General features: G+C 42.1%; 27 protein-coding genes. 25 read left to right on the plus strand and 2 right to left on the minus strand.

Annotated elements, in window-relative coordinates; genetic code table 11:
* From cobI to J7E66_RS07335, 16 genes are all read left to right on the plus strand, one after another.
* Nucleotides 1–702 (plus strand): precorrin-2 C(20)-methyltransferase, encoded by a 702-nt coding sequence (cobI, locus tag J7E66_RS07265; protein ID WP_168243619.1) that lies wholly within the window; start codon nt 1–3, stop codon nt 700–702.
* Nucleotides 699–1,472: a precorrin-4 C(11)-methyltransferase gene (gene cobM, locus J7E66_RS07270; RefSeq protein WP_214998739.1), complete on the plus strand. Its 774-nt coding sequence runs from the start codon at nt 699–701 to the stop codon at nt 1,470–1,472. Before cobI ends, cobM begins: the two co-directional genes overlap by 4 nt.
* Nucleotides 1,472–2,593 (plus strand): cobalt-precorrin 5A hydrolase, encoded by a 1,122-nt coding sequence (locus J7E66_RS07275; RefSeq protein ID WP_214998741.1) that lies wholly within the window; start codon nt 1,472–1,474, stop codon nt 2,591–2,593. Before cobM ends, J7E66_RS07275 begins: the two co-directional genes overlap by 1 nt.
* Before the next feature lie 17 nt (nt 2,594–2,610).
* Nucleotides 2,611–3,981, plus strand: a complete 1,371-nt coding sequence (locus tag J7E66_RS07280) for a cobyrinic acid a,c-diamide synthase CobB (RefSeq protein ID WP_214998743.1) — start codon at nt 2,611–2,613, stop codon at nt 3,979–3,981.
* Nucleotides 3,974–5,491 (plus strand): cobyric acid synthase, encoded by a 1,518-nt coding sequence (locus J7E66_RS07285; RefSeq protein ID WP_214998746.1) that lies wholly within the window; start codon nt 3,974–3,976, stop codon nt 5,489–5,491. Before J7E66_RS07280 ends, J7E66_RS07285 begins: the two co-directional genes overlap by 8 nt.
* Nucleotides 5,488–6,528 carry a nicotinate-nucleotide--dimethylbenzimidazole phosphoribosyltransferase gene (gene cobT / locus J7E66_RS07290; protein WP_214998748.1) on the plus strand — a complete coding sequence of 347 codons (1,041 nt, stop codon included), beginning with the start codon at nt 5,488–5,490 and terminating at the stop codon, nt 6,526–6,528. Before J7E66_RS07285 ends, cobT begins: the two co-directional genes overlap by 4 nt.
* Nucleotides 6,529–6,548: 20 nt before the next feature.
* Entirely contained in the window at nt 6,549–7,334 is a 786-nt protein-coding gene (gene cobA / locus J7E66_RS07295) for a uroporphyrinogen-III C-methyltransferase (RefSeq protein WP_214998750.1), read from the plus strand.
* Between the two features lies 1 nt (nt 7,335).
* Nucleotides 7,336–7,905 (plus strand): nitroreductase family protein, encoded by a 570-nt coding sequence (locus J7E66_RS07300; RefSeq protein WP_214998752.1) that lies wholly within the window; start codon nt 7,336–7,338, stop codon nt 7,903–7,905.
* Between the two features lie 15 nt (nt 7,906–7,920).
* Entirely contained in the window at nt 7,921–8,478 is a 558-nt protein-coding gene (gene cobO / locus J7E66_RS07305) for a cob(I)yrinic acid a,c-diamide adenosyltransferase (RefSeq protein WP_214998754.1), read from the plus strand.
* 147 nt (nt 8,479–8,625) lie between these two features.
* On the plus strand, nt 8,626–9,519 hold the full coding sequence (locus tag J7E66_RS07310; protein ID WP_214998756.1) for a GHMP family kinase ATP-binding protein: 894 nt from the start codon (nt 8,626–8,628) through the stop codon (nt 9,517–9,519).
* 105 nt (nt 9,520–9,624) lie between these two features.
* Nucleotides 9,625–10,425, plus strand: coding sequence for a HoxN/HupN/NixA family nickel/cobalt transporter (locus J7E66_RS07315; RefSeq protein WP_214998758.1), 801 nt, complete (start codon nt 9,625–9,627; stop codon nt 10,423–10,425).
* 189 nt (nt 10,426–10,614) lie between these two features.
* On the plus strand, nt 10,615–10,881 hold the full coding sequence (locus J7E66_RS31665) for a hypothetical protein (RefSeq protein ID WP_251032812.1): 267 nt from the start codon (nt 10,615–10,617) through the stop codon (nt 10,879–10,881).
* A gap of 88 nt (nt 10,882–10,969) precedes the next feature.
* Nucleotides 10,970–11,455: a hypothetical protein gene (locus J7E66_RS31670; protein WP_251032813.1), complete on the plus strand. Its 486-nt coding sequence runs from the start codon at nt 10,970–10,972 to the stop codon at nt 11,453–11,455.
* 402 nt (nt 11,456–11,857) lie between these two features.
* Nucleotides 11,858–13,054, plus strand: coding sequence for a M20 metallopeptidase family protein (locus J7E66_RS07325; protein ID WP_214998760.1), 1,197 nt, complete (start codon nt 11,858–11,860; stop codon nt 13,052–13,054).
* Nucleotides 13,055–13,190: 136 nt separating this feature from the next.
* Nucleotides 13,191–14,483 (plus strand): M20 family metallo-hydrolase, encoded by a 1,293-nt coding sequence (locus J7E66_RS07330; RefSeq protein ID WP_214998763.1) that lies wholly within the window; start codon nt 13,191–13,193, stop codon nt 14,481–14,483.
* A gap of 305 nt (nt 14,484–14,788) precedes the next feature.
* The gene (locus tag J7E66_RS07335; protein ID WP_214711685.1) at nt 14,789–14,956 is read left to right on the plus strand and encodes a hypothetical protein; all 168 of its coding nucleotides are present in this window, start codon (nt 14,789–14,791) and stop codon (nt 14,954–14,956) included.
* 263 nt (nt 14,957–15,219) lie between these two features.
* Here J7E66_RS07335 and J7E66_RS07340 read toward each other — a convergent pair whose 3' ends face one another.
* Nucleotides 15,220–15,693 carry a hypothetical protein gene (locus tag J7E66_RS07340; protein WP_214998765.1) on the minus strand — a complete coding sequence of 158 codons (474 nt, stop codon included), beginning with the start codon at nt 15,691–15,693 and terminating at the stop codon, nt 15,220–15,222.
* Nucleotides 15,694–15,989: 296 nt separating this feature from the next.
* Nucleotides 15,990–17,192 (minus strand): multidrug efflux MFS transporter NorA, encoded by a 1,203-nt coding sequence (gene norA, locus J7E66_RS07345; RefSeq protein WP_214998767.1) that lies wholly within the window; start codon nt 17,190–17,192, stop codon nt 15,990–15,992.
* Nucleotides 17,193–17,313: 121 nt separating this feature from the next.
* Between norA and J7E66_RS07350 the strand changes: the two genes are divergently transcribed.
* The 9 genes from J7E66_RS07350 to eutL all read left to right on the plus strand — a co-directional run bounded on the left by J7E66_RS07350 (nt 17,314) and on the right by eutL (nt 25,943).
* A complete protein-coding gene (locus J7E66_RS07350) occupies nt 17,314–18,138 on the plus strand; it encodes a MerR family transcriptional regulator (RefSeq protein ID WP_214998769.1) in 825 nt (274 codons plus the stop codon).
* Nucleotides 18,139–18,329: 191 nt separating this feature from the next.
* Nucleotides 18,330–19,763, plus strand: a complete 1,434-nt coding sequence (locus tag J7E66_RS07355) for a sensor histidine kinase (RefSeq protein WP_251032814.1) — start codon at nt 18,330–18,332, stop codon at nt 19,761–19,763.
* A 3-nt stretch (nt 19,764–19,766) separates the two neighbouring features.
* Nucleotides 19,767–20,354, plus strand: a complete 588-nt coding sequence (locus J7E66_RS07360; RefSeq protein ID WP_214998771.1) for an ANTAR domain-containing response regulator — start codon at nt 19,767–19,769, stop codon at nt 20,352–20,354.
* Nucleotides 20,355–20,442: 88 nt separating this feature from the next.
* Complete coding sequence (gene eutS, locus J7E66_RS07365) at nt 20,443–20,784, plus strand: ethanolamine utilization microcompartment protein EutS (RefSeq protein WP_168243707.1); 342 nt, start codon at nt 20,443–20,445, stop codon at nt 20,782–20,784.
* 39 nt (nt 20,785–20,823) lie between these two features.
* A complete protein-coding gene (locus J7E66_RS07370) occupies nt 20,824–21,324 on the plus strand; it encodes a EutP/PduV family microcompartment system protein (RefSeq protein ID WP_214998773.1) in 501 nt (166 codons plus the stop codon).
* 138 nt (nt 21,325–21,462) lie between these two features.
* Nucleotides 21,463–22,908, plus strand: a complete 1,446-nt coding sequence (locus J7E66_RS07375) for an ethanolamine ammonia-lyase reactivating factor EutA (protein WP_214998775.1) — start codon at nt 21,463–21,465, stop codon at nt 22,906–22,908.
* Between the two features lie 17 nt (nt 22,909–22,925).
* A complete protein-coding gene (locus tag J7E66_RS07380; RefSeq protein WP_214998777.1) occupies nt 22,926–24,290 on the plus strand; it encodes an ethanolamine ammonia-lyase subunit EutB in 1,365 nt (454 codons plus the stop codon).
* 12 nt (nt 24,291–24,302) lie between these two features.
* The gene (eutC, locus tag J7E66_RS07385) at nt 24,303–25,274 is read left to right on the plus strand and encodes an ethanolamine ammonia-lyase subunit EutC (RefSeq protein WP_214998784.1); all 972 of its coding nucleotides are present in this window, start codon (nt 24,303–24,305) and stop codon (nt 25,272–25,274) included.
* A 15-nt stretch (nt 25,275–25,289) separates the two neighbouring features.
* Nucleotides 25,290–25,943, plus strand: a complete 654-nt coding sequence (gene eutL / locus J7E66_RS07390) for an ethanolamine utilization microcompartment protein EutL (protein ID WP_214711718.1) — start codon at nt 25,290–25,292, stop codon at nt 25,941–25,943.
* Nucleotides 25,944–25,974: the final 31 nt, after the last annotated feature.

Here is a 25,974-nt window from a genome sequence, read left to right on the forward strand (position 1 = left end):
ATGTTAGGTACATTATACGGCCTTGGGGTTGGCCCGGGGGATCCAGAGCTTATTACCGTTAAGGCGTTTCGTAAATTAAAGGAATCACCAGTGATTGCCTATCCGAAAAAACAAAAGGGCAGCAAAAGCTATGCCCATCGTATCATTGATGTCTATTTTCAGCCGAACGAAAAAGAAATGCTGGGCCTTGTCTTTCCGATGACGAAGGATCCAGCCACATTGGAAAGAAAATGGACAGAAACCGTGGAAAATGTGTGGGAGAAACTGCAGGAGGGAAAGGATGTCGCTTTTGTTACTGAAGGGGATCCTCTTTTATACAGCACGTTTATTCATATGATGCGTTTAATGCAGGAAAAGTATCCGCAGGTTCCGATTGAAGTCGTTCCAGGGATTTCGTCCATCAATGGGGCGGCTTCTAGGCTGGGAATTCCATTGGCAGATGGGGATGAGCATGTGGCGATTGTTCCAGCACGGGATGACTATGAAACCATGAAAAAAGTCATTCAAGACAATGATTGTGTCATTTTTATAAAAGTAGCGAAAGTCATTGATTTGATGCTGGAAGTATTACGTGATTTAGATTTGCTTGACAAGGCTTCAGTCGTCACAAAGGTAACGTCGGATGAGGAGATTATTTGGCGGGCAGATGAGCTCGAAGGAGCAGAGCTTGAATACTTAACATTAATGGTGGTGAGAAAATGAAGCTTTATATCATTGGTGCAGGACCAGGCGATCCTGATTTAATCACGGTAAAAGGTCTTCAGCATCTTCAGGAGGCAGATGTCGTTCTTTATGCGGATTCTCTTGTAAACGAAGACTTAATTGCTAAAGCAAAACCTTCTGCCGAAATATTGAAAACCGCCGGGATGCATTTAGAAGAAATGGTTGACGTCATGGCAGACCGAATCCAGCAAGGGAAAAAGGTCGTTCGTGTCCACACGGGCGATCCAGCTGTCTATGGGGCGATTATGGAACAAATCGTCTTGTTAAAAAAGAAAGGAATCGAAGTAGAGATTGTTCCGGGTGTGAGCTCAGTGTTTGCAGCCGCCGCGGCCGCTCAAGCTGAGCTGACGATTCCTGATTTAACGCAAACCTTGATCCTGACAAGAGCCGAGGGCAGGACACCTGTGCCAGAATTTGAAAAGCTGGCGGATTTAGCCAAACATCATTGCACAATTGCGCTTTTCTTAAGTGCCACGTTAACGAAAAAGCTTGTCAAGGAATTGACCGGGGCTGGCTGGAGCAAGGATACCCCTGTTGCGGTCGTTTATAAAGCGTCGTGGCCGGATCAAAAAATTGTCCGGACTACACTGGAACGGTTGGACGAAGATATGCGGGTGAATGGGATTCGTAAACAGGCGATGATCTTAGCCGGCTGGGCGCTAGATGAAAACATTCACGAACAAGATTATCGTTCCAAGCTGTATGACAAAACATTTACACATGGATTCCGCCGGGGGGTGGAGTCGTAATGATCGAGCTCCAAGAAGCGCAAAGGGCGGTCATTCAGCAGAAGGGTGACTATGCCGTTGTTGCGATTACAAAGCATGGGGTTGAACTGGCCCGCAAACTGGGACATTCGTTTCAACATGCCGATGTGTACTATATGGCGAAGTTTGAAAAAGGAGATGAAAGGGACAAGGACATCCAGTTATTCACCGGAAGCGTTCGCCTTCTCCTGCCCTCTCTTTTTGAGGCCTATAAGGGGCTGATCATCATCATTTCCCTTGGAGCCGTGGTCCGAATGATTGCGCCTATTTTAAAGGATAAAAAAACAGATCCTGCCGTTGTCGTTATCGACGATAAGGGCGAACATGTGATCAGCGTGCTGTCAGGCCATATCGGCGGTGCCAATGAACTAACGAAAGAAGTGGCGGCCGCCCTAAAGGCCCGCCCCATTATAACCACCGCTTCAGATGTACAGGAAACGATTGCGGTTGATTTGTTCGGAAAACGGTTTGGCTGGATTTGGGACTCGGCTGAAAAGCTGACGCCCGTTAGCGCTTCGGTTGTGAACGAAGAAACAATTGCCGTGGTCCAGGAGTCAGGTGAAAAAGGCTGGTGGCCATATGGCCGCCCGCTCCCGGGAAATATTCAGCCGTATTCATCGATCCAAGAAGCTCTGGCACAAAAGCCAGATGCAGCCCTAGTAGTAACCCATCGGAATTTATCCGAAGACGAAACGGAGATTTTACATAATGGTGTTTTATATCGACCAAAGGTGATTGTCCTTGGAATGGGCTGCAACCGCGGGACAACTGCAGCTGAAATCGAAGCAGTAATCGATGAAACGCTTGAGGAATTACGGTTTTCGAAAAAAAGTGTCAAAGCGGTTTGCACGATTGATCTAAAAAAGGATGAAGCGGGACTGCTCGAAGTGGTAAATAAAAACCGCTGGGAGTTTATTTATTACACACCAGTTGAATTGAATGCCATTAAACTTCAGAACCCTTCTGAAACGGTTTTTAAATATACCGGTGCGTACGGTGTCAGTGAGCCGGCAGCCTTATTGTACAGCGGTGCGGAACAGTTAGCGCTAATGAAGAAGAAATCAGGTAATGTCACCATTTCAGTAGCGGTGATTCCCAATTGATAGAGGAGGGAAATAGAATGTCTAGTCGCAGACTTGTAATTGCAGGGACAGGCAGCGGTGTCGGGAAAACAACCCTGACGATTGGGCTGATGTCGGCTTTAAGGAAAAAGGGCTATACTGTCCAGGGCTTTAAATGCGGTCCAGATTATATCGACCCGACCTATCATACGGCCGTCACGGGAAGAACGTCAAGAAACATTGACAGCTGGATGCTCAACCACGAGATGGTCAAAGAGATTGTCAACCGCGCAAGTGTTGGGGCGGATATTTCCGTTATCGAAGGGGTAATGGGATTCTTTGATGGGAAAAATCCACTCAACAATACGGGCTCGACAGCTGAAATCAGTCTCATCACAGAAAGTCCGGTCATTTTGGTCGTGAATTGTGCCAGCATGGCCCGTAGTGCGGCTGCCATTGTGAAGGGATTTCAAACGTTTCTGGAGGAAGCCAATATTATCGGGGTAATCGCCAATCGGGTGGGCAGCGAAGGGCATTTTAAAATCGTCCAAACCGCGATTGAGCAAGAATGCGGTATCCCCGTCCTTGGCCATTTGAAAAGAAACGAGGAACTCTCGATTCCGGAACGGCATTTAGGGTTGATACCCTCCGTTGAACGAGGAGAATTGGATCCATTTTTTGAGCAGCTTGGTGATTTAGTGCTTGAAACCGTCGATGTAGATTCTTTATATGAGCTGGCGAAAGCTTCCCCTTTAAAGGTAAAAGAATCCCAGTTTAAGAGAGCAGAGCAGGCAACTGTAAAAATTGCAGTCGCACGAGATGCCGCCTTTAATTTTTACTATCAGGAAAACCTCGACATGTTAGCAGCGGCCGGAGCTGAGCTGATCGAGTTCTCTCCATTAAAAGGTGAATGCCTGCCGGAACAAGTCGATGGCTTGTATATCGGCGGCGGGTTCCCAGAGGAATTTGCCGAGGAGCTGACCAAACAGACAAATGTAAAGGACTCGATTCGAACAGCCATTGAAAAAGGATTGCCAACCTTGGCAGAATGCGGCGGGTTTATGTACTTAACCGAATCGTTGGAAACAACGGATGAAACGAGTTACAAAATGGTCGGGATCATTCCCGGAAAGGTGAAAATGCAGACAAAACTTGCGGCTTTGGGATACCGGGAAATCACTGCAGAAGGAGAAAATTTCTTGTTAGCGGGAAATCTGAAAGCAAGAGGTCATGAATTTCACTACTCTACCTTTCATCCGAGAACAGACTTTGACCCGGCCTATCAAACGAAAGGAATGCGTGGGTTTAAGCAGGAGGGCTATCGGAAAGGGAATTTAATTGCAGGTTATACCCATTTTCATTTTGGCTCTTGCCCTGAGCTTGTGGAAAATTGGGTGAAGAAATGTAAGGGGTTCAAAGAAAATGGTTAAAGCTCTACCACTTATGTTTCAAGGGACTAATTCGGATGTCGGCAAAAGTGTCGTCGTGACGGCCTTTTGCCGGATTTTCTCTCAGGATGGACATACAACGGTTCCGTTTAAATCACAAAATATGGCGTTAAATTCCTATATTACCGTGGACGGAAAAGAAATCGGCAGAGCCCAGGGAGTTCAGGCCGAAGCCGCAGGGATTCAGGCAACCACGGATATGAACCCGATTCTACTAAAGCCGAACCGGGATAACCAATCCCAAATTGTCGTCCATGGTAAACCATTTAAGAATATGGAAGCAGGAAGGTACCGCCAGGAATTCTTTCAAACGGGATTGACACTGATTCAACAATCACTCTCCACCCTGTCCCAAAATTATGAACGGATTGTCATCGAAGGGGCAGGCAGTCCGGCCGAGATTAATCTCAATGATCGGGAATTGGTCAATATGCGGGTCGCTAAAATGGCGGATGCCCCTGTGATCCTGATTGGGGATATCGAAAAAGGCGGAGTGTTTGCTAGTTTAGTAGGAACCCTCCAACTGATGGAACCAGCGGACCGCGACCGAGTGATAGGCGTGATTATCAATAAATTCCGCGGCGATATCCGCCTGCTGGAATCCGGATTAACGTGGTTTGAGGAGTATTCAGGTAAACCAGTTCTCGGCGTGATTCCTTACTTGGAAAATTTAAATATTGATGCCGAGGATTCCGTGATTTTAAATCAATATACTTCCACACAAAATACCGAAAAAGAATTGGATATCGCGGTGATCCAGTATCCGAAAATCTCCAATTTCACCGATGTCGACCCGTTTTTTGCCGAGCCGGATTGTCATGTCCGTTTTATAACGAGAGCGGATCAATTACACGACCCAGATTTAGTGATTCTCCCTGGCAGCAAGAATACAATTGAAGATTTGCTGTTTTTAAGAAAGAGCGGCATCGCTCAAAAAATAGCAGAATTACAGAAAAAGAAACACTCCGTTCTTTTCGGGATCTGCGGCGGCTATCAAATGCTCGGGGATAAAATTGAGGATCCGTTAGCGATCGAGTCGCTCCATCAAGCAATCGATGGCCTTCGGTTACTGCCAATTGAAACGACCATTACGAAAGAAAAGACGACAATCCTATCAAATGGGATGTTGCATCTTTTCGGAAAAAATTTTCATGTGACAGGTTACGAGATTCATATGGGTGAAACCTTGACGACAGGAGCGTCCCAAGGGCTTATTTTTACGAATGAAAAATGGGATGGCTGTTATTCTTCAGACGAAACCATCATTGGCACTTATTTTCATGGGATATTTCATAATGATGAATTTCGCGAGGAATTGCTTAATCAGATCCGTCGCAAAAAGGGGTTGGAGCCCATCCATAACCGCCCATCTTTTAACCAATTGAGGGAAGAGGCGTTTGACCGTCTGGCAGAACATGTTAGGGAACATGTAAAACTCGATGTCATTGAACAATTAATGAAGGATTACCACAAAAGGGGGATCACCCAATGAATAGCATAAAAACAGCGATACAACCTCTCGATAGAGAAATGGGGCAGCAAGTTCGTGAGTATATCGATACGTTAACCAAACCTCCGGGCAGTTTGGGGAGATTAGAGGAAATAGCCATTCAACTGGCGGAAATGACATCTGAAGCCTTTCCGGTCGTGTCACCGCCTGGAGTGATCGTGTTTGCCGCTGATCATGGCGTGGTCGAAGAAGGGGTGTCCGCTTTTCCGCAGGAAGTAACTGTGCAAATGGTTATGAATTTTTTAAACAGCGGTGCGGCCATCAATGTCTTTAGCCGGCAAATCGGGGCTATGTTTGAAGTGGTCGATATCGGTGTCGCAGCAGATATTGAGGCTGAAGGGTTTGTGAATCGGAAAATTCGCTATGGAACCAACAATATTTGCCAGCAGGATGCAATGACAAGAGAAGAGGCCGAACAAGCCATCGCCGTTGGCTATGAACGGGCGGAACAGATGATTCAACAGGGAATCAAATGCTTAATTGTTGGTGAAATGGGGATTGGCAATACGACGCCAAGCAGTGCGATCGCAGCGGTTTTAAGCGGACAGGACATCAGTGCTCTTGTCGGCCGAGGAACAGGGATTGCGATAGAAAAAATCCGGCATAAGCAAGAGGTCATCACACGGGCACTGAAGGAAAGAAACCCTGACCGGAAGGATCCAATCGATATCTTAGCTAAACTTGGCGGTTTGGAAATAGCCGGTATGACCGGTGCAATGCTCTCCGCCGCTCGGAACCGGATCCCGATATTGGTAGATGGATTTATTTGCACGGTAGCAGCTCTTTTGGCAAGGGAAATCTGTGCGACAGCAGCGGATTATATGATAGTCGGTCATCGTTCCGTCGAGCCTGGACATGAAATTGCGCTGCAGTTATTAGGCAAGAAACCACTCCTTGATTTAGATTTGCGGCTTGGCGAAGGAAGCGGGGCAGCAGTGGCCTTTCCAATCATACAATCAGCGGCCTTAATGCTGAAAGAAATGGCCACCTTTGCATCGGCCGGAATTTCTAATGAGTAACGTAGGAAAGGAGTGAGAAGATGACAAATGGAAAAGTGTATCTTGTTGGTGCTGGACCGGGAGACCCTAGGCTGATCACGGTTTATGGGATGGAGTGTATCCAGCAGGCGGATGTGATTTTATATGACCGCTTAGTAAATGAGGAACTGCTGAAATATGCAAAGGCGGAGGCAGAGCTGATATTTTGCGGCAAACAGCCAGGAAGACATCAGATCATTCAAGATCAAATTCACGAGCTGTTAATTGAAAAAGCCAGTCAGGGCAAGATTGTCACCAGATTAAAAGGAGGCGATCCCTGTATTTTCGGCCGTGTCGGTGAAGAAGCGGAAATTCTCGCGGAACATGGGATCCGCTATGAAATGGTGCCGGGGATTACAGCTGGTATTGCAGCGCCTGCTTATGCCGGAATTCCGGTGACCCACCGCGATTATGCTTCCTCCTTCGCGATCGTCACTGGCCACAGCCGAGCGGAAAAGGATGAGGATCAATTAAATTGGCCAGCCCTCGCTCAAGGAATCGATACGATTGCCTTTTATATGGGAATTGGGAATTTACCCTATATTGTTTCGAGATTAATCGAGAATGGAAAAAACCCTGATACGAAAGCAGCGATTATCCAATGGGGGACGACAACCAAGCAGAAGACGGTGACCGGAAGTTTAAAGGATATCGAAGTCCGGGTCCTTGAAGCTGGGATTACTCATCCGGCGATTGTTCTGGTGGGTGATGTGGTCGGCCTGCGCGAGAAATTACGCTGGTTTCAAGAAGCAGAAGAAAAACAAGAAGTAGGAATAGGGAGGGACTAAGATGTCGATTATAGCGGAAATCAAAAATCGAAGAGCGATCCGTGATTATGAGGCGCGAGAGGTCGAAGATGAAAAGATTCACAGCTTATTAGAAGCAGCGACATGGGCACCGAATGACCGGATGCGGGAACCATGGAGCTTTTATGTTATTAAAGGCGAAGCAAAAAAACAATATGAGGCGTTGGCCTATGAATACTTACAGGAACGCTTTCCAACCAAACCAAATTTAATCGAAAGCTCCTTAAAAGTGCTAAAAACCACACCGGTTCATATTGTCGTTACAGCCGACATCGTTCCAGGCGATGAAGAGGCCTCTGCCGATAATGAATATGCCGTATGCTGTGCAATCCATTCGATGTGGCTTGCCGCCAAAGAATTGGGACTAGGGCTGGTCTGGAGGACAAGGGGCGTCGGACTTGTTCGCGACCAACGAATGGTTGAGTTTATTGGATCACCTGAAAACAAGAAAATTATCGGAAATTTGTTTATCGGTTATCCCGATCCAGAAGTATTAAAAAAGGCGAAAGTGCCGGCTCGGACATCCTTTGAAGAAAAAACAGTCTGGCTGTAACGAGGAGCGAAGCGGATGGAAGAGGTAACAGAAAAAAAAGTAAAGCGCGGTCTTACATTAGTTTATACCGGTGATGGAAAAGGGAAAACGACGGCAGCCCTTGGGCTCGCCGTTCGTGCCGCCGGCCGGGGAAAACGGGTACTCATGATTCAATTTATTAAATCGCCTGATCGAACGTACGGAGAAAAAATTACGTTCGAGAAATTGGGGATTGAAATCGTACAGACAGGAGTCGGCTTTACGTGGACGAAGACACCGGTGGAACATCGGGGAGCCCTAAAAACAGCGTGGGCGTTAACGAAAGAAAAGGTACTGTTTGGCGGCTACGATGTTGTCATTTTAGATGAACTGAATAATGCGCTCGCGATTGATAAATTCCCGATTGACGATGTCCTTCCGTTGACAGAAGTACTGGAGTTGATTCAGCAGCGCCCCAAGGGGATGCACCTGGTCATTACCGGACGGTCTGCTAAAGAGGAGATCATCACTTGCGCTGATTTAGTAACCGAAATGAAGCCCGTTAAGCACTATTATAATGAAGGAATTTCTGCCGTGATGGGAATTGAGTTTTAATGGTCTACATTGAAAAATTTAGACATGGCGGCGATTTACTGACGGCCAGGCAACTGTTTCGTAAAGATTCTATTTCGGTGTACCTTCTGAGCGAGCAAAGATGGGCGAACCGTTGCGGTACATTGAAGGCATTGGGAGTCTAATTATATGAAACTAGGAAAAGGAAGCTGCAATGGAACATTTGGAGAATTGGTCCAAGGAATCATGGGTGATCGCCCTTATTTAATCACCCTGCCGATATCGAGTTTAAGAAGTGAGGCTAGGTTTATTCCAGATCCAATCGTTAACGGAATAAGAGTGGCAGACTCAAAAGTAAAAGCTAAAAGAGCAGGGGAATGGTTATTCCAACTGTTTGGGGTAAAGGGCGGCGGGGATCTCGAGATACGCTCGAATATCCCAGTTGGTAAAGGTCTGGCCAGCAGTTCAGCAGATATTGTTGCTGCATTAAGAGCAATTGCTGACAGCTATAGTCTTCCGCTCACAAATGAAATGATCTCGATGATTGCCGCAAAAGTGGAACCTACCGATGGGGTAATGTATGAGGAAGTCGTGGTCTATGACTATATTCACGGTCAGCTGATTGAAAGCTTTGGGGCCTTACCCCCATTCATCCTCGTTGGTATCGACCTTGGGGGTATGATCAACACAATTGAATTTAATGAAATTCCGAAAGAGTACAGCCAGAACGATCAACAGCAATTTATGAAAGCTTATGATCTGGTTACAAAAGGGTTTAAGGAGAAAAATTTAACATATATTGCGGAGGCAGCAACCCTCAGTGCACGGGTGAATCAAAAAATATTGCCAAAGCCCGTTTTTCCTCTATTAGATCAGATGGCCCATCGCTATCAGGGCGGAGTCGTTGTCGCCCACAGTGGAACGGTCGCGGGAATTTTACTAGATGGAAATCTTCCAAACGGTGATGAGGTGGTTTCACACTTATTTAGGGAAATGTCACTCGCTTTCAAGGGTGTTCCTATAAATTTATTTCATTATGAAAGCAAGGAAAAGATCATAATTTTAAAGACTCGCAAAGTTTGATTTCAAAAGGGGGTTAACATGTTTAGTCAAGAGGAACGAGAAGTGATTTATGATGTCGATTGATTTTTTATGTTGCAACTGTTTATAAAAGGGAGGAATGTTTAAATGGAAACTGTATCACTGTTTTTACTTGTTTTTGTATTGGGGCTTCGGCATGGGTTGGATGCTGATCATCTTGCATTTATTGATGGACAAACCCGTTATAATTGGAGAATGGGCAATTCGTTTGCACGTTGGGTGGGGACATTATTTTCATTGGGTCACGGAGGAATGGTAGCATTAACAGCAGGTATTTTAGGAATGGTGATAGAGAATTTTTCATTCCCAGCTTATTTTAATAATTTTGCATCATGGGTGTCGATTATTTCTTTATTCCTTATTGGAACGTTAAATACGTATAATCTGTTACGCACTAGAAACAATCACGAAGAGTTTCAACTTAGCGGACTAAAGGGAAAGTTTATTCCAAAAATTGCGAAGGGGACTACAAATCCTTTTCTTATTATTTTAGTAGGGGCTTTGTTTGCCTTGGCTGCCGAGACAGTAAGTCAAACCGCCGTCTGGTCTTTGGCGGCAGGAAATGCAAGTAAATATACCCCTTTATTTTTAGGGCTAGTTTTTATGTTTGGCATGATGATTACAGATACAATTGATTCGATGATTGTCTATAAAATGGTGAACCAGTCCAGCAAAATCGGTCAAGCTGCTTCAAGACTAATGGGTTGGGTGATTGTCGTCTTGGCATACGGGGTTTCCTTCTATCTGGCATTTACTTTCTTTAACCCTTGGGCAGAACTAGATTTCGAAATCGTGGGAGTCATTCTTTTCATTTTTTTAGTCGCATCATTTATCTTTATAAGCGTTTACTCTAAGAAACAGAATTATGAAATAAATACTACGAATTAATTATAAAAGCTCTGACAATTTTATAGTGTCAGAGCTCTTTTATCCTCTATAATAATCGTCCGTAAAATTACGTAAATTAAGAATCTACAATCTTTTTTTGCTGTTTTAGTTGCTCACAAGCAGTTATATGGAAACAAATAATTCTTTTTTTAAAAATATTTGAATTTTATAGTTCAGGGAGAGGCATGAATGAAGACTGGAATAGAAAAAGATTATGATTACCTTGAGTTATGGAAAGAATCTATGATTGATCATAATGGAAATATACCAAAGCGATTAGAAGATGATCAGGCTGAAGAAGCCTTCTGGTCTTCAATGTTGGAGAGAAAGATAAGGCATAAACCAGATTCATATGCACAAATTGTAAAAGAGGAACTTCTTCCTCTTTTACATAGTGATGATCATGTATTGGAACTCGGCCCTGGATGGGGGGAACTATACCTTTGCAATAGCTGATAAAGTTCGTAAGCTCACATGTATAGACAGTTCAAAAAGTATTGTGCAATTTTTAAAGTCCCAGGCTGCCACTAAAGGTGTCTGTAATATGCAATTGATTCACGATAAATGGGAAAGTGAAAAACAAGGAGCGAAATATGATGTGGTGTTTGGATTCAATTGTTACTACCGTATGTATGATATAGGAAACGCATTGTTAAAAATGAATGAGTCAGCAAACCGTCTAGTAATTGCAGGAATGACAACAGGTCCAGAAAAGCCTCACTACATGGAACTATATCAAATGGGATATAAAATCAATTTAAGACGCCGAGATTATATTCATATCTTGAATGCACTATACCAGCTTGGAATTCTGGCAAACTGTAAAATCGTAAAATTGCAAAGCAGGAAAAGCTATTCTTCCTATGAGCAATTGATTCGCGATAATACCACCAAGATTTTGAATGAGCACTATAATGGTCATGAAGTGGAGACCGTTATTAATAAATATGTGTCAGAAAAAGACGGTACATATGAGTACGTATATCCGTTTCATGCTGCTTTAATGTATTGGAATCCAACGAATATATGAAAATGGAAGCCACAAAATTAAAAGGTGCTAATTCCTGCAAAGCATATTGCTTTGACAAATAAGAGAGGATTCCATAAGTGGTGATGAAGACCTCTCTATTTAATAATAGAGAGGTCTTTTGTTTTTTCTTATTAAAATTTCATAAATTCATAATAATTGAAAGAATTTAATTAATCGGATATTTCTAGAGGGTATTGTATTTTTTTATGCATAAAATTACAATGAATTACATAATAAAACATTTTACTTTGATAAATAAGTAAAGAGATAAAGTGAGATATGGAAGCACCTATTTAATTGAAAAAAAATGACCAAAGCTGAAGCAAAGAAAAAAGGAATCCAGCTTCTTAAGCATGATCGGACGAAGGAATATTTAGGACATATTAGAAAGGAGGAGCCCTCATGTTGAAAGATTCAAAGGTAGAAATAACCTCAATTATTCATGATAAAGTAGAACAATGGTTTCCTAAATTAGTTGAAATAAGAAGGAATCTTCATATGTATCCTGAAATTAGTAAACAAGAATTTAAAACTACCGAAAAAATAAACGGATGGTTACATGAATTTGGAATTCAACAAATACCACTTAGCTTAGCTACTGGGACTGCTGCAGAAGTAAAGGGAATCGAACAGGGACCGACGGTTGCAATACGAGCGGATATTGATGCTCTCCCCATTCAAGAAGAAGCAGATGTTCCATTTCGTTCAAAAATTGATGGTGTAAGTCATATGTGCGGCCATGATGTTCATACAACGATTGCACTTGGGGCAGCGATTATTTTAGAAGAAATGAAGGATCTAGTCCCTGGAAATGTTCGGATATTGTTCCAGCCAGCTGAAGAATTTGAAGGTGGAGCTGAATCTATGATCCAGCAAGGTTTATTGGAAGAGATAAGTTCAATTATCGGTCTTCATAATGTTCCCGAACTTCCAACTGGTCAAATAGGTGTGAAGGAAGGATTTTTAATGGCAAGTGTAGATGACTTTACCCTAACCATTAAAGGTAAAGGCGGACATGCTGCGCTTCCAGAGAAAACCATTGATCCGATCGTAATTGGCAGTGCAGTTGTGAGTCAGCTGCAAACATTGGTCAGCCGTACGATTTCATCTAAGGAATCTGCAGTTGTCACCATTGGTTCCTTCCAAGCAGGGATGACAAATAATGTCATTCCGGATAAGGCTATTCTCAAAGGAACGGTCAGAACTTCCAACGAACAAGTGAGAAAGAAAATATATGAGGTATTTACACAACTTGTAACAAATACCGTGGCAGCACATGGTGGGGAAGTAGAGATTCAGTATGAGTTTCTTCTGCCTGCTGTCTATAATGATGCCAAGGTGGCAGAAATTGTTCAGTCAGCAGCTGAGACAATAGTTGGGAAAGAAAATACGATACGGGCAGAACCAACCATGGGTGGTGAAGACTTTTCTTTTTACCAAAAAGAAGTACCTGGCTGCTATGTGTGGCTTGGTTCAGGGAATCAAGAAAAAGGGATTATATATGGGTGGCATCACCCGAAATTTATGGTAGATGAAGATGCCATTAAAATTGGAGTTAAATTAATGGTTCAATCGGTGCTTAAATTATTGGAGAGATAAACCTTTAACTTTGGCAGAACTATCTCATTTTCCTCGCCAATAAAAACATAAAGATTAGGTATCCTGCTTTTTTTCGAAAGGAAACAGCAGGATTTTCTCTATACTGGACATTCAAATGAAGGGAGAATTTTATCCTATGGAAGCGAATTTCATGGAGGGTTTAAATTTAACGGTTAATGGAAACCGTCTTTGGAACCAATTAATGGCCCTTGGAAAAATAGGAGAAGAAGACAATGGCGGGGTCACTCGAACATCATTTGATCAAAATGATATCGAAGCACGAAAATTTTTTCTGAAACTACTGGAAGAAGCTGATTTATCCCCTTATATGGACGCAGCTGGGAATATCTTTGGGCAAATAATCGGTAAAAATCCCGAATTACCTGCCATTCTTATTGGTTCTCACCTTGATACAGTAAATTCTGGCGGGCGTTTCGATGGCGCCATGGGTGTTCTAATGGGTGTTGAGGTGCTTTGTACGTTGAAAGAAAAGGGAATTCAACCTGAAAGAACGATAAAGGTTGTATCCTTAACAGATGAGGAAGGGGCTCGTTTTGATTATGCTTTTGTAGGTAGTGCCGCTTTGGTTGGGACAGAAGGTTCGAAGAAATTAAAGAAAAATTTAGCTTCAGCAACAGATAAAGATGGGATCTCCTATCTGGAGGCCATGAAGCAAGCCAGTCTAGAAGGGGAATATTTTAATCAGATTAATCCAGACCTTTTAGAACAAGCTCAGTTAAGTAACAATGGCATAAAAGCTTATATTGAAGTACATATTGAGCAGGGAAAAGTGTTAGAAAATAAAGATTTAGCTGTTGGAATAGTTACAGGGATCTCTGGTGGAGAATGGGCGGAAGTAACCATCATGGGTGAAGCGGGGCATGCAGGAACGACCTGGATGAAAGAGAGAAAAGATGCTTTAACAGCTGCAGCAGAATGTATAGTAGCCATTGAGAAAATAGCACTGGACAATATCGGAAGTGTTGCGACAGTAGGAAAATTGGAAGTAAAACCTGGAAGTAGTAATGTCATTCCTGGGAGAGTGGATTTTACACTTGATGTTCGGGATATATCTAATGAACGGCGTAAAAATACGGTTACTAAAATCTATAATTCCATTCGGACCATTGCTGCAAACCGTGGTTTAGGGTGTGAAATTAGGCAGGTTCAATCCCTATCTTCTGTGATGAGTTCACCAGTAGTGATGGATGCAGTAAAAGATTCTCTGCAAGAATTACAGTATCCTGTTTATGAATTACCAAGCGGGGCTGCTCATGATGCAATGGTGTTGGGAGAGCTTACAGATATTGGAATGATTTTTGTAAGGAGCCGCAATGGCATAAGTCATCATCCAGATGAGTGGAGTTCTTTTGAAGATGTTGCTCTTGGGTGCGAGGTACTATTCAGGACAACGTTAAAACTTTTATAAATGATGAATCACTAAATTGAGAGAAAAAGTGAACCTTTACTTCCTTATATGTAAAAGGAATTATTCATCATACTGTAGTTGAGTATTCTTAAAGGTTCAACTAGATAATAAAATCCCAGATATAAGAGACATAAGGAATATTTATAAGAAAGTGGCAAAAAGTATTAATTAGGTAGAGGAGTACATAGATCAATGATGAATATAGCATTCGGTCTTGTATCATTATTGGCAAATTGGATATACAGCACTTTTTTTGGTAACTATATCAAAGTTTAATTCTAAAAAGATTTTGGAGGTGTCAATACATGGTGCATAATGAAGAAAAGGAAAAATTACTTCGTGATTACGGTTATCCAGAGCAGTCCATTCCACGATTAGTACAGGAAATAGATTCGATGAGCCTTGATAAGGTGAAAAAACTGATTCTGCCATTTAACGATATTACAGCTGATAAATCATTTAGACGTGATTAGCACGTAAAGTGGCCCCCAGGTCTGGTGGGTTCGATTCCCACGCAGCCCCGCCAACCTGGATTTATAAGAACTTAGTCCACTACAAAATGAAATAGCGTGATTACGATTTAAAGCGACCCAACAGGTCGTTTGTTATTACTTCCAATGTCCTTTTATATTCTTGGAAATTCCTAAAATGGATCATCGTTATCGCAATGATTTTGAGTTTTATTTTGATGCAGAAGTTATGTCCTCAGTAAGAGATTGCCCTTTTTGTTTTCCCCTTATCTGCTTTTCTCCTTCAAAAAGGCCGCATAGTTTGCCGCCTCTTCAGGTGGGGCCGTGAGGGATCTCTCATAGCCTTTCCGGAAGCTTCTTTTGTACGCCCTTACAAACCTCTGCCCGAGTATCCGTCGGGCCGCCTGTTCCGCCGTCAATTCCGGGTGGGCATGAAGGTATGAGTAGAATTTCTTCCCGGAAGAAAAAGAGAGATACACCTGCCGGAGAAGCCCTACTTTTATGAGGGGCAGGACGATTTCCTTCTTGTTTTCCATGAACAGCCGGGATTGTGGCATTTGCTGCCAGGCACGGGAAATCCGGAAATTATGTCGGTCTTCTAGCCCCGAACGGATTCCCTCATAATATCCCTCTTCCATCCCCATCTGGATGGGGTCGGGCGGGGCTTGGCCGTCTGTCTGGAGACCGCCGGCGAAAGTGAGGACGGCAAACAGAAAAAAGGCTACCAGGTTCCGTGTCACAGCGTTTTCCCCCTTTCTGAGTCAATTCGTCCTCATTAGTATAACCAGTCTTTTCCTTCATATGATAGCGGGGTATTTTAGAAGGTGAGGTGAAGAATTCGAGTCTGGTCCTGTTATAGTTAACACTACCAGGACAATGTAATCTAAAACATTCAACCTTCGTATAAAAGGAAGCACATAGAACGTGTGCTTCCTTTTGTTTTTAAGCCATTTAAAACTCTACTTATTATTCCAGAAGATGATGAATCAATCTTTTAGGGTCATTTAAGAAAGGTTTCATGATTTTCGTCTTTACTTCAATTTGAATGATTAGCTACACTAGCCTTCACTTTGATGGAAGAATCACTTGCTTGCTTCTTCCAGAACAATGTAATCACGATTCCCAGAGAAAGGATCACAGTTGCAAAGTAGTAAGGGTAGTTAATATCTATATCAAATAATATACCCCCTAGAATTGGTCCACTAATGTTCGCTAAACTTGTAAACATGGAGTTCATTCCACCAACGAAACCTTGTTCGTTCCCGGCGATATTTGAAAGGTATGACGTTACTGCTGGTCGGAATAAATCGAATCCTACAAAAACGAGAAATGTAACAAGTAAAATAGAGAAATATGAATGGACAACAGTCATTAAAAAGACAAGTAAGGCTGATAAAATTAAGCAATATCGAAGCAGTTTAATTTCACCCCAAATTCGTGTAAGCCGATCAAATAATATGACCTGTGAAACTGCGCCAAAAATTGCACCACCTGTGATAACAATGGCTATATCGGATGGTTTAAATTGAAATTTATGGTCCACAAATAGACTAAAGAACGATTCAAAGGCTGCTAAACCAAATGAGGCGATAAAAATTAAAATAAACGCAAGAAAATATTTTGGGGCAATAATACGCTTTAAGCCAAACTTATCATTTGAGATTTGTTCATTATAATCTTCTTTACGATTCGGCTCAGATAATAAAATAATAGAAAGGATAGATGCAATGGTACCAAGTGCTCCTGCAAAGAAGAATGGTATACGTGTTCCAAATTCCGCTAAAAATCCACCAATGCCTGGACCAATAATAAATCCTGTACTAATGGCAGCTGACATATAACCCAGTGCCTTTGGGCGAGTATCCAAATCTGTAATATCAGCAATAAAAGCTGTAACAGCTGGCATGATGAACGCAGCACTAATTCCACCCAAAATACGGGAAATAAATAGCATTTCGATTCCTTTTCCGATCCCAAATAATAATTCTGAAATGCCGAAAATAAATAAGCCAATGACAATCATAATTTTCCTGCCGAATTTATCTGCTGCTTTCCCAGCAAATGGTGAAACAATCAATTGAGCGATGGCAAAAGCTGCCGTTAAATATCCCACTGTTTTCCCAGTTATCCCTAATTCATTCATCAGCGTAGGTAAGACTGGAATGATGAGACCAATTCCCAAAAATGCAATGAATAAATTCATTAATAATAAACCTAAAGTGACTTTATGAGTCTTCATCTTTTACATTCTCCTCAAACAAAACTAATATTGCAAACAAACTTAGGGAATTTATCAGTTGTTTACAATTTCCATCCTAGTGTATATAGTTACTATATAGTCAAGGGTGGTGTTGTAAAAAATGAATAAAAAAAATGAAAAATATTTAACCACTGGTGAATTTGCAAAGCTTTGCAAAGTAAACAAACAGACACTTTTTTATTACGATCAAATTGGGCTTTTGTCTCCGGTGTTGAAAAATGAAAAAGGTTACCGTTATTATTCAATTCGCCAAATAGAGCTATTCTTTGTTATTGATTTATTAAAAGAACTTGATATGCCTCTGAACGATATTCAACAATACATGGAGAATAAATCTCCTGAAAGTTTTTTATCGTTAATGTATCAAAAAAAAGAAGAGATTGTGAAAAAGCGTCAGGAGATTGATAGGAAGGAAAAAATGATCAAGGCAAAAATCGCCTTAATGGAAGAAGCGTCACACCTTGATTTTCAACGAATTACGCTTGAACAATTACCAGAAGCAACCCTTTATTTAAGTAGAAACATCGAAAATATAACGGATGAAGAATTTGTAGAGGTCATTTCAGATTTTATTAATGAATTAAACGTTTCTCAACTTGATTCAGGATATCCAATAGGTGGAATCACAAAACGAGAGCAAGTAATAAAGGGGGAATTCTCTAATTATAGTTATTTATATATTGAGCAACCGAATCCAAAGGTAGGATATCCGTATTTTCAGGCTGTAAAGGGTGATTTTCTGATTGGCTATCATGTTGGGGATGAGAAAACAATTAATGAAACATATGGGCGACTTTTTACAGAAATGGAACGTTTAAATTTAACCTTAGGTGATTATGTTTTTGAAGAGTATATTTACGATACGGTTGTAATGAATCATAAGGAACATTACGTCACCAAAATTATGATACAAGTCTATCCATAGGATAGTTAATTCTTCTATAATTCTTGTTTAGACAAGCTTGGGAAATTTAATCCAAGCTATTATTATTGGTCAAATCGACCAGCTACCGGGCACGGTGAACCATTTTTTGTAAAAAACAGAAGATTGACACTATGATAAATGATATATAAAATATTTTTATATATTTAAAGATAAAAGATTGGGGCTATGACATGTTTAAAACTGAGATGAACACCGTAGTAACTCTATGTCAGCTTCACACAGACCTATCGGAACAAGACATACAAAAGATTCAAGAAGTGGTTCAAAACCTGCAATTAATTGCCGATTTAAATCAAGCAAATGTGTTTGTAGATTGCCAAACAAGTGAAAAAAAGCATGCTATTGTGGTGGCAGAAGCAGCACCTGCAACGGCCAATTCTGTCTATAAAAATCCGGTGGTCGGAAAGTTTGCCTACGAAACGTTTGAGCCTGCAGTTTTTTATGCGTTTCGGACGGGTAAGCCACTTTTTCTCAATCATGCCTTAACCCAGGAAGGGAAAAAAGTCGAACAAAGCGTTGTTCCGATTGTTGGAATTCATAACCGAGTGATTGGCACGTTGATCATGGAGAAAGACAACAGTGATAAGCTCCAAAATCAAAACAAACTGAAAGCGCTAACAGAAGCGAATGAGACACTTAGCGAACTCTTACTGGGAATGGCTGAAAATCGCCCTTTTATCCCAGATGTGATTGAGGAATCTCTATTCATTATTGACGAGGATTTACAGATTCAATATTCGAATCCTGCTGCGATGAATCTTGTTTTAGAAATGTGTTCGGAGGAATGTAAAAGCGGCAATCTTTTTACTTCCTATTTTCCTAACCTTGCAGAAATTTGCAGGCTGCCGGATGAACTTGTGGTCCAAGAAATCATCATTCAAAATAAAGTCTTTCAAATGAAAAAAATTGCTCTTGTGCAGCATGAGAAAAATAGCGGATCGTTTATCATTTTTCGTGACTTAACAGAGCTGCGCCAAAAGGAGAGGGAGCTTACCGTAAAGACAGTGGCCATCCGGGAAATCCATCATCGTGTAAAAAATAACTTGCAAACGGTAGCGAGTCTTCTTCGGCTGCAGATGCGAAGAGGGGTCCCCGAAGAAAGCAAGTTTTATTTTATCGAAAGCCTCAACCGAATTTTAAGTATTGCCTCTGTCTATGAAATCATCTTATCCAATTCTGAAAATCAGGATGATGTAGAGATTGTTAGTTTAATAGAAAAAATTGGGAATATGCTGGTCTTTAGTGAAGTTCATGAAGGAAAATTGATTTCGATCCACTATTCCGGCCCAAAGATCCTTATTAAATCGAATATAGCTGTTTCCGTTGCTCTTGTTATAAATGAATTAATTCAAAATTGTGTGAAGCATGCATTTGCGGAAATGTCAGAGGGCCAAATTGATGTAGTCATCCAGGAAGAGGCTTCTGCTGTAAGAGTCCTTGTAAAAGATAATGGAATTGGCTATACTCCTTCTATGAAGCCATCATTAGGGCTTGATATTGTTAAAATGATGATAGAACATGATTTATCGGGCCATTTTTCAATTGAAGGAACAAGTGAAGGAACGGAAGTATCCGTAGAATTTCCCTTTGCGTGGGAGGATTAAGGAATGAAAAAGCGAATTATCGTTGTTGAAGATGAGTCCATCGTCCGATTGGATGTTTCCCTCATGTTGAAGGATGCTGGCTATGAAGTTGTGGCTGAAGCAGCTGATGGAGAGAAAGCAATTGAATTGGCTTACAGCCTTAAGCCTGACTTAATGATCATGGATATTAAAATGCCGAAGCTGAACGGTTTAAAGGCCAGTGAGATTATTTCCAACAAATTCAATATCCCGATTTTGCTGTTAACGGCCTATAGTCAAAAGGAATATATAGAAAAAGCGAAGAAGGCAAATATTTTAGGGTATCTTGTAAAGCCGATTTCGGAGGCTAACTTGATTCCTGCAGTTGAAATTGCTTTGAAGCAGGCAGAAAATGCTATTCTTTATAAAGAAAAAGTAGAAGAAATGAATCGGGAACTGAAAAACCGAAAGATAGTTGAAAAAGCAAAAGGAATTTTAATGAAACAATTGAATTTACCGGAGGAAAAGGCTTACAATAAGATTAGAGACCTTAGTATGAAAAAACAAATGCCATTGGAAAAAGTGGCAAAGTACATTATTTTGAAGTACCCAAGTGAGTATACAAGTGAATAGATGAAGCAAAGGTGCTTAGTAGGTTTTATTTTTTATAAAAATAAAGTCTATTAGGCATTTTTTTATTAATTTGAGAGGCGGGTTTGTCATGAACGAAGAGAAAAAGAGGTTTATACAGGAGTTTGTCCCAGGGAAACAGGTAACTTTAAGCCATATTATTGCCAATCCGGACCCGGATATGTTTGAAAAACTGGGGATACAGGAGGCTGGGGCATTAGGGATTTTGACGCTGACCCCAAGTGAGACGGTGATTATTGCCGGAGATTTAGCCACCAAATCGGCTAATGTCAAGTTAGGATTTTTGGATCGCTTTACCGGAAGTCTTGTGATTGTCGGCAATGTTTCAGAGGTGGAAATGGCGATGCAGGAAATCAACCGTTTTTTGCAGGATACGCTGAAATATACCCCGGCGGAGATCACGAAGTCATAGAATCAGAAAATAGAATTTTTTAAGAAAGGAGGAAATATGATGACGAAAAAGAACCGAGCCATGCTGATCGGTTCCATTGGGGCAGGAAAATCGACGTTAACAAATGCATTGCTTGACCGGGACGTGCCTGCTGTCAAAACGCAGTCGCTGAATTACTATGATTGGATTGTTGATACCCCAGGAGAATATTGTGAAAACCCGTTCTACTATAAAAATATCATGGCAACAGCATTAGAAGTGACACATGTCCTGTATTTACAGGATGCGACCAAGAAGAAAATGATTTTCCCGCCAGGATTCAGCAGTGGAATCAATAAAATCCCCATTGGGGTGGTCACAAAAAGTGATTCAGACCAGGCTGACGTTGAACTAGCCATTTCTTTGTTAAAAAAGGTAATCGTAACCAAAGGTCCGATTGTCATTACCTCTTCCCTAAAAAATGAAGGAATAGAGGAGATCCGGAATCTGGTAAACTTCCGTTCGACACATGAAATGAAGAAGTATTTTGAAGGAAATCCATCCCCATTTGTAATTTTTTAAATGAAAGCCTTTACAATATCCAGAAAATAATTTATATTATGAATAACAAATGAATTTAATGGCAATGGCGCCTCTTTTAAACTATCTAATTTGGGATAGTTTACAAGGGGCGCTTTTTGTTTTTTTGGGGGAGTTGAGATGAAGTTCAAAGGCCCGCAAAAAGAAGAAATGATCAGTGCGGGAATCGATATAGGCACAAGTACAACAAAGCTGGTAATCAGCCGGTTCACGTTAATGAATATGGCTGGCGGTGCACATGTGCCGCGAATTGAAATCATTGACAAACAGGTCATCCATCGCAGCCCGATTTACCGGACACCGCTGCTTTCATCAACCACCATTGATATTGAAAAAATTGAAGACTTTGTCAGAAAGGAATATCAGAAAGCAGGTATTGAGCCAAAGGATATTCAAACGGGAGCAGTGATCATTACGGGTGAAACAGCCACAAAGTCAAATGCAGAAGTAATGCTGCATCAGCTGTCTGACCAGGCTGGGGAGTTTCTAGTTGCAACAGCTGGTCCTGACTTAGAAGGAATTATTGCCGCTAAGGGATCGGGCGCCTATGAATATTCGAAAGATACGAGGAAGGTTATCGCCAATATCGATATCGGCGGGGGTACAGCCAATGTGGCCGTTTATAAATCTGGCAGACTTTGTGGAACCTGTACGCTTCATGTAGGCGGCAGATTAATTGAATGTAACGATAATAAAATCCAGAGTATTTCTCCGCCTGTTAAAAATTTACTGCGACAATGGGATTCAAGGATGGTGGAGGGGCAAAACCAAAATCCATCAGCGATAAAACAAGTAACCGATTTTATGGCAGATGTCATTGCGCGGATGTTAAAAAAGGCACTCACAAACGAGGATCTAACGTTGCTGCTAGGGCATGAACCTAACTGGGTGGAAGATATTGAGGTGATTATGTTCTCAGGCGGGATAAGTGAATGCATTTATCAGCATGAGACCGGAAACGTACAGTCGGCCAAATACGATGATATCGGGTTGATGTTAGCCGCCTCCTTAAAGGAAAGTTCAAGTCTTGCTCAATGGACTTGGGTAAAGCCGCAGGAAACGGTTCGGGCCACAGTGCTGGGCGCAGGAATGCAAACGACTGAAATCAGCGGGGCAACCATTGAAGTTGATAATCGTAAATTGCCGATGAAAAACTTGCCGGTTTACCAGATTCGATTCGAGGGTGATTTTAAAACGGAAATAAACCAATTATCCAGGCGGATTGAGGAAGCACTAGATCTCTATGACCCACAGCGTGAGGGACAGAATTTTGCGGTTTATTTTTCAGAACTGCCTTACTTAAAATTCCGTGAAATCGATGAATTTGCTGAATCCATCCTCAAAGCAATGAAACAAAAACCGAATCAAAGTCAAGAGTTGGTCCTTGTGCTTGACCGGGATTATGCAAAAGTTCTTGGGCAAACACTGAAGCGGAAGGCTCCGGTGCAATCCGTCATTTGTATTGATCAAATTAAAGTTGAAAATGGGGACTATTTGGATATAGGCCAAGTGCTCGAAACCGATGTTGTTCCTGTCATCATAAAAACATTAACATTCCAGAAATGACGAAAGGGGGCATTCTAATGAGATTAAAGTCCACCTATTTAGGTACCGTCTATCAATTTTCCTCACTAAAGGATTTATTTGCGAAAGCAAATGAAGAAAAATCCGGCGACCGCTTAGCAGGGATCGCTGCTGAGACCGTTCAGGAAAGAATCGCAGCAAAACAAGTGTTGAGCTATTTAACACTACAAGATATTAGGGAAAATCCCATGCTATCTCCTGAAGAGGATGAGGTTTCAAGGATTATCGAGGGTCAGATCAACGAACCCATCTATCAATCGATTAAAAATTGGTCTGTTTCGGAGCTTCGCGAGTATATCCTGAACGATTCAACTACTGGTGAAGACTTGAAACGCCTCAGCCGAGGTCTGAATAGTGAAATGATTGCAGCGGTGGCAAAGATCATGTCCAACCTCGATTTAGTCCATGCCGCCAATAAAATTGAAGTTTTATCGAAATGCAATATTACGATTGGTCAAAAAGGAGTGTTAGCCTCTAGGCTGCAGCCAAACCATCCGACGGATAATGTCGACGGGATGATGGCCTCAATGAAAGAAGGGCTTGCGTATGGGATTGGAGATGCAGTAATTGGAATAAACCCGGTAGATGACTCCGTTGAAAGTGTAAAACGGTTATTGCATGCGACACATGACTTTATTCAAAAATGGGAAATTCCAACGCAAAACTGTGTGCTTGCCCATGTGACAGCTCAAATGAAAGCGGTCCAGCAGGGGGCGCCGGCAGATATGATTTTCCAGAGTATTGCCGGAACCGAAGCGGCGAATCGTTCTTTCGGGATTACCGCGTCCCTCTTGGAGGAAGCCAATGAAATGGCGAAAGTATACGGTACAGGAACTGGTCCACAACGTTTGTATTTTGAGACAGGTCAAGGCTCGGAATTATCCGCCGAAGCTCATTATGATATCGACCAATTGACAATGGAATCCCGGAATTATGGCTTTGCCCGCTACTATGACCCGTATATTGTCAATACGGTAGTCGGCTTTATAGGACCAGAGTACTTGTACAACAACAAACAAGTGATTCGAGCCGGTCTTGAAGATCATTTTATGGGAAAAATGCATGGCATTCCAATGGGCGTTGATATTTGCTATACGAACCATATTAAAGCAGACCAGAATGACATTGAAGATCTTGGCGTGCTGCTTTCCGCGGCAGGGGTGAATTTTATTATCGCTGCGCCAATGGGTGATGATTGTATGCTCAATTACCAGAGCTTAAGTTATCACGATGTTGCGACATTAAGACAGACGCTGAATAAACGGCCGGCACCATCATTTGAAGCATGGCTGGAGAAAACGGGGATTTTTGAAAACGGGAAATTAAGTAAATATGCAGGTGACCCGACGATTTTTTCGCGATAGGAGGTGTAAGGAGTGAAGCCTGAGTTAGTGGAACAAATCACGAAAATGGTGGTTGAAAAATTGCAGACGAAGACCGCTGCTGGCGGTGCGGCGGTGGAAGAAGTTAAGAAAAAGACGAACGATGATACATCGGCAAAAGTGGAGGTGAAATTTTGGAGCCACCGGACGAATCATGTTGAAACAGAGTGCAATCAAAGTCCGGGATGCGTGGTGTCAGCCCATGAAAAAGAAATACTTCTTGAACCAAAGCCGCCTGTAGGACTTGAAAATCCGATTAATAAGGAAGAGCTGGATCTTTTAATTAGCAAAACACCGGCAAGAATTGGCGTCGGCCGTGCGGGATTAAGGCCCAAAACGGACACTTGGCTGAAGTTTCGCTTTGACCATGCGGCAGCAGTCGATGCCGTTTATGGTGATGTCGATCCGAAAATACTTGAAAGCTTATCCTTATTAAAAGTTAACACGAAGGTTACCGACAAAGAGGTTTATGTCCGCCGTCCGGACTTCGGCCGAAAGCTCTCTGATGAGGCAAAACAATTAATTGATCAAAAATGTAAAAAGTCTCCGACGGTTCAAATTATTGTTTCTGACGGCTTAAGTTCGAAAGCGGTCGAGGAAAATTTAGAGGATGTCTATTTATCTCTTAATCAATCGCTTCAAAGCTTAGGTCTCGATGTCGGAACACCATTTTTTATCGAAAAAGGCCGGGTGGCGGCAATGGATGATGTTGGGGAGATCCTAAAACCGAAAGTGATTGTTTACTTGATTGGTGAACGTCCAGGTCTTGTGAGTGCGGAATCGTTAAGTGCGTATCTCTGCTACGAACCACGCCACGGCACCATTGAGGCCGACCGGATGGTCATCTCCAATATTCATAAGGGCGGCATTCCACCGGTGGAGGCCGGCGCCTATATCGGAACGATCGTGCAAAAAATATTAAAATATGAAGCCAGCGGTGTTTCGCTGGTACAAAAAGAGCAATAAGGGGAGGGTTAATAAATGGCATTAGAACGAATTCATGCAAATATCTTGGCTGTTCGGATTATTCCAAACGTTGACCCTGCCTTAGCAGCTCAGTTTCAGTTAAAACCCCATCAACGGAGTTTAGCGATTTTTACCTCAACGATTGACGATGTCGGCTATACAGCTCTAGATGAAGCAACAAAACGCGCAGATGTTGATGTTGTCTATGCAAAGTCCTTCTACGCAGGTTCTGCGCATGCATCAGGGCCATTGTCTGGTGAAATGATCGGCGTGTTGGCCGGTCCAAGTCCAGATGAAGTGAAAAGCGGGATAGATGCGGTGATTCAAACCGCAGAAAATGAAGCGTATTTTGAGGCAATCAATGAGGAAAAAAACCATGCATTGTATGCCCATGTCGTGGCAAGAACCGGTTCTTATCTATCAGCTGAGGCAGGGATTAATCAAGGAGAAGCACTAGCCTATTTGATTGCTCCGCCGCTTGAGGCGGTGTATGGAATGGATGCGGCGTTAAAGGCTGCTGATGTAGAGCTGGTTAAGTTTTTTGGACCGCCTTCGGAAACAAACTTTGGAGGTGGGCTATTGACCGGGTCGCAATCGGCATGCCAGGCGGCAGCGGATGCTTTTCGTGCTGTGATTATCGAGATTGCGAGAAATCCACGACAGTATTAGATTCCTATTTAATTGGCGGATAATGCTGCAT

This window comes from Bacillus sp. ISL-7 (assembly GCF_018613065.1).